This window comes from Nonomuraea pusilla (genome assembly GCF_900109355.1).
Classification (GTDB): Bacteria; Actinomycetota; Actinomycetes; order Streptosporangiales; family Streptosporangiaceae; genus Nonomuraea; species Nonomuraea pusilla.
In genome coordinates this window covers 218,182-225,296 of record NZ_FOBF01000011.1, presented here as the reverse complement: position 1 = coordinate 225,296, position 7,115 = coordinate 218,182, and the positions used below count along the sequence as shown (strand labels likewise).

Here is a 7,115-nt window from a genome sequence, read left to right as displayed (position 1 = left end):
TCTCCGGGGACGTCTCTGCCGCCGTGGCCTCGGGGTCTCGCAGGCGTGGGCAGGTTCCGGGCGCTGGGCCTCCCCCGTGAGGCCGGGGCGCTGTAGCGTCCTTGGGGCCGCCCGGCCGGTCATGGCCCGGCGGCCGCCTGGCGACGCGGGAGGACGGAGCAGCGATGGCGATTCGGCTGATCGGCGCGAACCCCGGCCTGACGGTGACCGGCGGCGGGCGGCGCGTGGCGTTCGCCTCCGTCTGGCGCGCCGACTGGTCGGAGGCCGGGAGCGGCAGGGCGGTCGTGCTGTGGCACGAGGGCCGCACCAGGGCCGTCGGCCCCGACGCGGAGCTGGCCCGCTGGCTGGCCGGCGAGTTCACCAGGCACTTCCCGGAGGTGGCGGGCCTGCCCTGGCCGGACCCCGAGGTGACGGTCGCGCCGGTGGACATGGAGCTGGACCTCACCGCCGGCCTGCGGGCGTCCGCCGCCGACGTGACCGTCACGATCGACGGGCCGCCGCTGGAGCGCCGCGCCTGCCGGGTCGAGGACTTCGACCTCGGCGGCGTCGCGCACCTGCTGACCAACGTCTACATGCCGTGCCCCTCGGGCACGCTGACCGTGGGCGGCGCGCCGGTGGCGGGGGACGCGACGCACGCCTTCCTCGCCGACGCCGAGGTCTGGAGCCGCCCCGCCACCGGCTGACCGGGGTCGGGCGGCGCCGGCGGCTGGCTCAGGAGGAGGCGTGGCCGTGACCGGCGTGACGGTCCCGCAGCAGCGCCTCGATCGCGGCCAGCCGCTCCTCCAGCCGGTGGACGTCGGCCCGCGTGGCGCCCGTCTCCTCCGGCTTCAGGACGATGACGAGGTGCCCGTCGGGTTCGAGCCTGCCCACGGCGACGTCGTCGATCGTCTCGCCGTTCTGCAGGCGGACGGCCGTCGCCAGTTGCCCTCGGCGCAGGGAGAGCCGCCTGGTCGCGCTCTCGACGACGCGTCCGTCCCTGATGACCTCGGTGGCCGTGCCTTCGAGGATGCGCTCCGCGCGCTCGTCGCGCGCCAGCCAGCGGGTCAGCACCGCGTTGACCACGACCAGGGTCACCGCGCCGACCGCGCCGCCCAGGAGGCTGTCGTCCGGCCCGATGACGGCGTTCTGCACGACGTTCGACAGCAGGAAGATCACGACGAAGTCGAAGGTGTTGAGGTTGGCCAGGCCCCGTTTGCCCGCGAGCCGGAACAGCACGACGATCAGCGCGTAGACGAGGACCGTCCGCGCCACCTTCTCCAGGATCGGCACCTGCATCGTCAGCATGTCATGCCACATGACCACTCCTCGGCCGCCGGGGGTCCTTCACCAGCAGCGTACGGCTGCCCGCCGGGGCCGCCCCGGTCAGGCGGGGCGGCGCAGGACGCGGCCCGGACGGCGGCCGGTGGGCTCGCCGTCCAGGAGCACCGGCTCGCCGGACACCAGAACGTGCCGCACACCGTCCGCGTACCGCCACGGGTCGGCGTAGGTGGCGAGATCCGTGACGGCGTCCTGGTCGAAGACGCACAGGTCGGCGACCTGACCGGGCGCGACCGTGCCGCGGCCGGTCAGCCCCAGCCGGGCGGCGGGCAGCCCGCTCATCTTGCGCACCGCCTCGGGCAGCCCGAGCACGCGGCGTTCACGGACGTGGCGGCCGAGGACCCGGGCGAACGTGCCGAAGCTGCGCGGGTGCGGGTGGCCGTCGCCCGGGGCGCGCAGCACCCAACCGTCGCTCGCCACGGCCGTCGATGGGTGGGCGAGCACGGCGTCCACGTCCCGCTCCGCCATGGCGTGGTTGACGATCATGACCTGGCCGCGGTGCGCGGCCAGCACCTCCAGCACGGCGGCGGCAGGCTCCACGCCCAGGTCGGCGGCGATGGCGGCGATGCTGTCGCCCACCCGCCCCGCGTACGGCCCCGGGGGAAGCGAGGCGATGACCACGCCCTCGGGCAGGAACGTGCGGCCCACGGCGGGCCGCAGGCCGTCCAGGACGCGCCGCCTGACGGCCGCGTCGGCGAGCCGGTCGAGCAGGGCGGGGACGCCGCCGTCGAGCGCCCACGCCGGCAGCCGCGAGGTCAGCGTCGTGGACGACGCCGCGTAGGGGTAGACGTCGCAGGCGACGTCCACGCCGGCGGCGCGGGCGGCGTCGAGCAGGCCGAGCGCGGACGCCACCCTGCCGTGGTTGGCCGGGCCCATCGCCTTCAGGTGGGAGATCTGCAGGCGGGCTCCCGACCGCGCGGCGACGCTCAGCGCCTCCTCCACCGCCTCGATCAGGTGGTCGCCCTCGTCGCGCAGGTGGGTGGCGTACAGCAGGCCGCGGCGGGCCGCCTCTGCCGCGAGCGCCACCAGCTCGCCGGTGGCCGCGAAGCGCCCGGGGGCGTAGATCAGGCCGCTGGACAGGCCGAACGCGCCCTGCTCCGCGGCCTCGGCGAGCAGCCGCAGCATGCGGGCCAGCTCGTCCCGCCCCGCCGCGCGCCGGTCCTGGCCGAGCACCGCGGCCCGCAGCGCGCCGTGCCCGACCAGGGGCGCGATGTTCACGGCCGGCCGCGCCGCGTCCACGGCAGCCGCGAACGCGTCCATGCCGGGCAGGCAGGCGTCCCTGCCGGTCCCGAGGGGCGACCCCTGGGAGGCGGGGCCGTGCGCCGGGAACGGCGACATGCCGCAGTTGCCGGTGACGAGGGTGGTGACCCCCTGGCGCAGGCACGCCTCCGCCTCCGGAGCGTCGAGGACGGTGAAGTCGGCGTGCGAGTGCAGGTCCACGAAGCCGGGCGCGACCACGAGCCCGTCCGCGTCGATCACCAGCACGGCCCGCCCGTCGGGCCCGCCTTGGTCGCCGGGTGCGGCCCGCCCGCCGGATGCGACCCTCCCGTCGCCGCCCGGGAGCGCGCCGGAGCCGCGGGCGTCCGCCTCGGCGACCGCGACGACCCGGCCCTGCCGCACGGCGACGTCCGCGCGGCGGGGCGGCCCGCCGGTGCCGTCCACCAGGGTGCCGCCCCTGATGAGGACGTCGTGGTTCGGGTACGGCACGGGTCGTCCCTCCTCTGCTCGCGCCATGATCGGCCGCTCCCACGACAGCATCGCGGACGGCCCCCTGTACAGGACGCGCGCCGGTGGCCCCGGCGCGCGTTCCCGAGCACGTCAGGCGGGCGCGAGGAGACCGGTCAGCGCTCCCGCGTGCGCCAGGCCGCTGGCGGCGGCGATCTCGTCGAGCGTCTGGGCGGGCCGCACCGGCGCGAGCCGCACCTCGCCGCCGCCGGAGACCGTGTAGCCGTGCACCGCCGGGTAGGGCAGGCTGTTGTACGCCCACGGGGTGGAGAAGTAGTAGGCCCCCGTGTCGTACAGCACGACGATGTCGCCCTCCTCCAGCTCGGGCAGCTCGCGCGCGTGCGCCACGACGTCGCCCGCGAAGCAGCACGGCCCCGCGACGTCCTGCGGGAGCACCGGCGCGTCCTTGGGCAGGCCGTCGGCGTCGAACGCGCCGACGCGCAGCGGCCAGGCGTCCGGCATGAGCACGGTCCTGGTGGCGACCTGCGCGCCCGCGTGGGTGATCGCGACGCGCCGCCCGCCCGCGTCCTTGGTGTACTCGACCAGCGCGGCGATGAAGCCGTTCTTGGCGAGAAGCGACCGGCCGAACTCGGTGACCAGCGCGTACGAGCCGTCGAACAGCCCGGGGACGGCCTCGCGCAGCGCCCGCGCGTACTCGGCGAAGGTGGGCCGCACCTCGTCCCCGTCGAAGTTGACGGGCAGGCCGCCGCCGATGTCGATGCTCGTCACCTGCCTGACGCCCAGCGTGGCGTTGATCTCCTCGGCGAGCCGGTACGTCTCGGCGATGCCCGCCGCGATGAGCTCTATCGGGCAGCCCTGCGAGCCGACGTGCGCGTGCAGGCGCGTCAGCCACGGACGCTCCGCGAAGGCGCGCACCACGCGCTCGCGCGCCCCCGGGTCGCGCAGCGGGACGCCGAACTTCGACGTGGCGGTCGCCGTGCTCATCGCGCCGATGGAGCCGGTTCCGACCTGCGGGTTCACGCGCAGGCCGAGCACCGACGCGCACCCTTCGGGCCGCAGCTCGTCGACGCGGCGCAGCTCGGAGAAGCTGTCGGCGTTGACCGCCACGCCGAGCGCGAGCGCCTGCCGCAGCTCGTCGCGGGTCTTGGCGGGCGAGTCGAAGACGATCGCGGACGGCGCGAACCCGGCGTCGAGCGCGATGCGCAGCTCGCCGGGGCTGGCCACCTCGCAGCCCATGCCGCTGTCGGCGAGCAGCCGCAGGACGGGGATCAGCGAGGCGGCCTTGGCGGCGAACGTGTGCAGCACGCCCGGCGCCGCGCCGGAGGCGGCAGCGTCGAAGGCGGCCTGCAGGTCGGCGACGGACTCGCGCACGCCTTCGACGTCCACGAACCCGGCGACGGGGTGCTCGGCGCCCAGCGCGCCCGTCCGCACGGCGTGGCGGACCACGGGGGCCACCCTGGCGGCGCGGGAGGTGGGTGCGGGGGCGAGCGTGGCGCTGCTCTGGATCACGTCCAGGACTCCTGAGGGCATCAAAACGCCAGCCGCCCGCCATAACGGGATAAGTCAGGCGACTGGCAATCATGGAAGGGAACATCACGAGATTCGGGCATAAGACCCCCGCACGTCGTTATCCGAGCGGCCAAAGTGATCGCCTGCCTTTGGCCCCGAAGCCAAGAACCGTTCCAAGGACCGGACGACCCCGCCAACAGGGGACGAGCGACGGCAGGGCCCGGCCCCTGCGACTGCAGGGCTGGGGCGACCGCAAGGGCCGGGGCCCGAGCAACGGCGACGCGCGCGAAGAGCGGACGATCTCAGGGGCTGGGCCCCTTGCGACCGCAGGAGCTGGGCCCCGGCGACCGCAGGACCCGGAGGACCCGGAGGACCCGGAGGACCTGAGCGACCACAAGGGGCGGAGCCCGAGCAACCGCGACACGCACGAAGAGCGGGCAACCGAAAGGGGCCGGGGCCCTTGCTGCCACAGGAGCCGAAGGGCCGGGGCAACCGCAAGGGGCCGGAGCCCGAGCGGACATGACAGACGCAGGGCCCGAGCGGCCGTGACAGGCCGGGGCCGGAGCGGCCGTGACAGGCGTGAGGAGCGGGCAGGTGTGGTGCGGCGTCAGGGGTTGCTGAGGGGTGAGGAGTTGGTCAGGGGGTTTCGGTCAGGCGGACGGCCAGGGTGATCAGGAGGCGGGTGTCAGGGTCGTCGAGGTCGACGCCGAAGCGCTCCCGGGCGCGGCGCAGCCGGTAGCGCAGGGTGTTCGGGTGCAGGACGAGCCGGCGGGCCGCCACGCGGACGTCGCCCCCGGCGTCCAGGTAGGCGGCGATCGAGCGCACCAGCTCGCCGCCCGTCGCCAGGTCCGTCCTGACCAGGTCGTGCACCGGGCCGCTGCCGCTCTCCAGCACCGGGCGCACGGCGTCCAGGACGCGCAGGACATCCAGGGCGGGACGCACGTCGGCCGCCGACGCGTACCGGCGCTCGCCGCGTCCCCGCGCCTCCTCGGCGCGCAGCACCCGTACGACCAGCTCGGCCTCCTCGCGTGAGGCGGACGCCAGCAGCGGCGACGCCACCGCGGGCCCGGCGCCCACCCGGACCCGGTTCGCCCCCGGCATGGACGAGGCCAGCCCATCGAGGTCGCGGGCCAGGCCCAGCAGGTCGCGGTCGTCGCCGCGCTCCAGCGGCAGCAGCGCGAGGACGCGCGTCCCCTCGCGCAGCACCCGCACCCCGCTCCGGTACGCCGCCGCCTGCAGCGCCAGCACCTCGACCGTCCGCTCCACCGCCGACGCACCCGGCCCCGGACCGGTCCCCCGCGCCTGCCCCGGCCTCAGACCCGGCCCAGGCAAAGGTCCCCGGCCCGGCCCGGGCTGCCCGAGCCCCCGGCCTGGCCCCGGCTGCTCGAGCCCCTGGCCTTGACTCGGCCGGGTTCCCCGGCCCTGCCCCTCCTCCTGTCCTAATGCCTGAACATGGGCCTGTCCCGGTCCCGGTCCCGGTCGCTGGGCCTGCGCCAAGTTCTGCCCCTGTCCCTGGGCCTGCCCCTGTCCTTGGGCCTGGGCCTGGGCCGAGTTCTGGCCCTGGGCGTGGACATGGGTCTGGGTGTGGGTCTGGGGTGAGGTGTCCAGTTCGGCCAGCACGACGCCGCAGCGCAGGTCCGGCGGCAGGCCGAGGGTCCAGGCGTGGGTGCTCATGTCGCCGTCGCCGCCGAGCAGGCCGCGCAGCGCGTGCTCCTCGCGGCGGCGGGCCGCGCTCTCGCGCAGCCGGTGCTGCGCCAGGTACGGGACGGCCACCTCGGCGGCGCGACTCAGCGCGCTGGCGGCGTTCGGGCTCAGCCCCCGGCCGTCGGCGGCGGCCCAGATGGAGCCGAGCATCTCCCTGCCGCTGCGGATGGCGATGATGAGCCGCTCCGGAGAGTCGCCGTCGGCGGGGCGGTGGATGACCTCGTCCGAGGACCACAGGGCGCGCAGCAGGCCGCTGCGCCGCAGCTCCTCGACCCGCCAGTCGGGCACCCGGCCGCCCAGGATGGTGGAGCGGCGCAGCTCGTCGGCCTCCGGCCCGGTGGCGGAGTGGGCGAGCACGCGGAAGCCGGTGTCCTCGATCGTGATGGAGCCGCCGGTGAACTCGGCGACGACCGAGGCGAGCGCGGCCAGGCCGCCGCCCGCTGTGGCGTCGGCCATCCGGTCGCCGCGCCCTGCGTCGGCGTACGCGAGCGCGGAGCGCAGCAGGGTGGCGACGTCGTCCCAGTCGGCCCACTCGGCCCGTGCGAGCAGCGCGACGCCCACCTGTTCGGCGGCGGACACCAGCTCGGACGGCAGGTCGTCACCCGCCCTGACGACCACGGCCGCGGCCCCGCGCGCCGCGGCCTCCCTGATCGAGGCGGTGGCGGCCCCGGTGGAGTGGAACAGCCCGGCGGCCAGGACGACGCGGTGGGCGTACGAGCGCGCCGGGCCCTCGTCGCCGATGATCATGCCGTTGACGTGGACGTCCTCGCCGGACGGCGCGAGCAGCAACCGCAGCACGCCGCCCTCGTCGAAGGCGAGCAGCTCGCGCAGGCTGATCCACCGGCCCCCGCCCCGGCCACCGCGCTCACCCATGCCGGGGAGCATACGCACCCCCGCCG

At 76.0% G+C, this 7,115-nt stretch carries 5 protein-coding genes; 1 reads left to right on the top strand and 4 read right to left on the bottom strand.

Annotated elements, in window-relative coordinates:
• The first annotated feature begins 164 nt into the window (after positions 1 to 164).
• On the top strand, positions 165 to 683 hold the full coding sequence (locus BMX74_RS23720; RefSeq protein ID WP_091102853.1) for a hypothetical protein: 519 nt from the start codon (positions 165 to 167) through the stop codon (positions 681 to 683).
• A 28-nt stretch (positions 684 to 711) separates the two neighbouring features.
• Here BMX74_RS23720 and BMX74_RS23715 read toward each other — a convergent pair whose 3' ends face one another.
• The 4 genes from BMX74_RS23715 to BMX74_RS45020 form a co-directional block, all read right to left on the bottom strand.
• Positions 712 to 1,296: a DUF421 domain-containing protein gene (locus tag BMX74_RS23715; RefSeq protein WP_091102851.1), complete on the bottom strand. Its 585-nt coding sequence runs from the start codon at positions 1,294 to 1,296 to the stop codon at positions 712 to 714.
• A gap of 66 nt (positions 1,297 to 1,362) precedes the next feature.
• Positions 1,363 to 3,051, bottom strand: a complete 1,689-nt coding sequence (locus BMX74_RS23710; protein WP_091102929.1) for an N-acyl-D-amino-acid deacylase family protein — start codon at positions 3,049 to 3,051, stop codon at positions 1,363 to 1,365.
• Positions 3,052 to 3,135: 84 nt separating this feature from the next.
• On the bottom strand, positions 3,136 to 4,512 hold the full coding sequence (locus BMX74_RS23705) for a type III PLP-dependent enzyme domain-containing protein (protein WP_218154020.1): 1,377 nt from the start codon (positions 4,510 to 4,512) through the stop codon (positions 3,136 to 3,138).
• Between the two features lie 636 nt (positions 4,513 to 5,148).
• The gene (locus BMX74_RS45020; protein ID WP_201784411.1) at positions 5,149 to 7,089 is read right to left on the bottom strand and encodes a PucR family transcriptional regulator; all 1,941 of its coding nucleotides are present in this window, start codon (positions 7,087 to 7,089) and stop codon (positions 5,149 to 5,151) included.
• Between the last annotated feature and the right edge of the window lie 26 nt (positions 7,090 to 7,115).